This is a genomic window from Caldisalinibacter kiritimatiensis (assembly GCF_000387765.1).
GTDB lineage: Bacteria > Bacillota > Clostridia > Tissierellales > Caldisalinibacteraceae > Caldisalinibacter > Caldisalinibacter kiritimatiensis.
Window position 1 is genome coordinate 1 of the sequence record NZ_ARZA01000100.1, and the last position, 2,420, is coordinate 2,420.

The 2,420-nt window shown below is 24.9% G+C and carries 4 protein-coding genes; all 4 read left to right on the plus strand.

Annotated elements, in window-relative coordinates; all coding sequences use genetic code 11:
- Window positions 1–348: polymorphic toxin type 35 domain-containing protein (locus L21TH_RS04940; RefSeq protein ID WP_034429372.1), on the plus strand; the 348-nt coding region annotated here is incomplete at its 5' end.
- A gap of 23 nt (window positions 349–371) precedes the next feature.
- The gene (locus L21TH_RS13720) at window positions 372–713 is read left to right on the plus strand and encodes a hypothetical protein (RefSeq protein ID WP_006310849.1); all 342 of its coding nucleotides are present in this window, start codon (window positions 372–374) and stop codon (window positions 711–713) included.
- 287 nt (window positions 714–1,000) lie between these two features.
- Complete coding sequence (locus L21TH_RS04950) at window positions 1,001–1,477, plus strand: hypothetical protein (RefSeq protein ID WP_006310850.1); 477 nt, start codon at window positions 1,001–1,003, stop codon at window positions 1,475–1,477.
- Between the two features lie 283 nt (window positions 1,478–1,760).
- A complete protein-coding gene (locus tag L21TH_RS04955; RefSeq protein ID WP_006310851.1) occupies window positions 1,761–2,297 on the plus strand; it encodes a hypothetical protein in 537 nt (178 codons plus the stop codon).
- Window positions 2,298–2,420 lie beyond the last annotated feature (123 nt).

The window sequence follows — 2,420 nt, forward strand, 5'->3', positions numbered from 1 at the left end:
GGTGGTACAGTAATAGCAGCAGGTACTTGGTTATATAACAAAGTTGTTGATTGGTTTGAAGCTAGAGCGTTTAATAAATCAGCAGAAAAAGCTGTAAATAGTTGTAATAGTAATAAAATACATCATATAATGAAAGCAAAACATAATTGGAATAAGTTTAAGAAAGATCCAAAATGGAGTGATGTTGCTCCCATTCTTATTAAGGTTTTAAAGGATGGAGCAGAAACTTGGGAAAAGAACAATCAATATATTCGTACACTTACCTATAAAGGTGAAACTGTAGTTGTTAGATTTATTAAAGACGCAGAAGGACTTGTTAAATATATTAGCACTGCATGGTGTAAATAATATTATTGCAAGGAGAAGGATAGATGGATATCAAAAAATATTTTGATTATTATAGTTCAGTAATTCCAATAGAAAGAGTTATGGAGCTATCAGAAAATGATTTGGATGATTTATATGCAAATAGTAAAGAAATAGATGGGATAAATGTTTTTTTTCATCTGCTTAATCAATATATTTATTTGAAACAACACGATGCAAAAAAGGAAACTGCACATATTTGTTATCTTATTTCTTATTATGTTTTTACTGCATTAACTCCACCTCATTCAGAAAATATAGCATTGGAATATGGAAAAAAAGCTATTCAATACAATAATGATACCAAGTATAAAGAGTGGATAGAAGAAATTTTAAAAGGTAATTAGGTAATATTATTATTGGCATAACAATATTAAAGTAACGATTGTTTAGATTAAAAAGGAAAGAAACCACAATAGAGCTAATGGGTCAAGATTGAATTATTGAATTATTAAATTTTTTAAAAGGTGATTTTCAAGCTTGACCCTATTTTCTGTAACTTAAAATAGAAAGGTAAGCATCAAATACAAGAGATACAGATTTTATCTTGAGTATTAGGTAATACACCTAAGATATTATGATGTGTTTTCTTTTAATCATAATTAGATGAGAATGGAAAGGTGTTAGGAAAGTAATGGAAAAAATATTAGAGTTTATTGAAACATTACAAAGTAGTGAAACTTATCACTATATTGATTTTTTACCCGAGAAAATCAGCAGTGATAGATATTTTGAATTGGAAGAATATCTTATGATAAATTACTTAGATGATTTTAGCCAAAAGATTTGTCGAATAATAATGAAAATGATTACATATTATGATGCTGAAATTTATTTAACAGAGTTTCCTGAAGAAAAAAGTAGATTTAAGTTTTATGAGTATGAATATAAAAATATTCGATCAAAATCGTTGCAAGAGATTCATAAAATAATTTCATATATCATAAAAAATGACATTTCATCAGCTCAAATAATCTTTCCTGAAAAAAATATTCTTGTTAGTATAGATGGTGGATTTTCTGTAACTATATATGGTAAGAATGATGAAGTATTAAAATTAGTTGAAAAACTTGTTAAGCAAGAGAATTTATTTCTAAAATTTGCTTTTTAGTTATTAATTGTGATAAACAATATATAAAAATAAATATACTATATTAGAATAAGTCCAGTAGATAGTAAATTTATAGGTTCTACTGGACTTTGAAATTTTAATATTTATTTTAATAAACGACAGAAAATTTTGTAAAATAAATAATATGATCAAAAACTATATTGTTGATTAATTGAGAAACAGTATCTGTAGAATAAAGAATAAATGATAGTATATGGAAAATTATAGATATATAGGTAAATATGAAATAAATAGAACATTATTTGAAAGGTTATGATTTACAATGGATTTAGATAAGTTAGAGAGAATTATAAAAAATGAAAAATGGGAAGAACTTATAGTTTTTTTCGATGCTATTAATGAAGATTATTTAAAAACAGTTGAGAAATATGATCTTTTCAGAATTTCTTTTTACACTTGGTATGTTATGGCTGAATGGGGAAGATTATCACCAAAATTAGAAAAATGTTTAAACCAAGCAGAAAATATATTAATAGATGCCTTTAAAATAGCAACTGAGAAATATTCAAATGACGGAGATTATTTGTGGTTTTATGGTTATTTAATTAGTGTTTTTCCAGAACACTTTATATCAGTATATTCTGATTATTTAAAAGCAGAAAATACAGGAAAACAAATGTTAAATGTGGCTTCACAAATGCAATATACTTTAGCAATTATTTTTAATGAAAAGTTTTCGGAAAAAGATGTTTTGGAAAGTGGGAAAAAAGACTTAGAAAACATATTTGATAAAAGTACAGAAGTATATAATTATTTTACTAAAATGATAGAACTGATAGAGTCTGAGAATAAAAAATAGAATATTTCAAATAGAAAAATATATAATGTTTCTGTTAAAGCAAAGTTATAATCGTTAATCTTGAATTAGATAGTTGCAAAATACAAAATTAAACTTATCCACAGAAAATTAGTAAAAAAAATA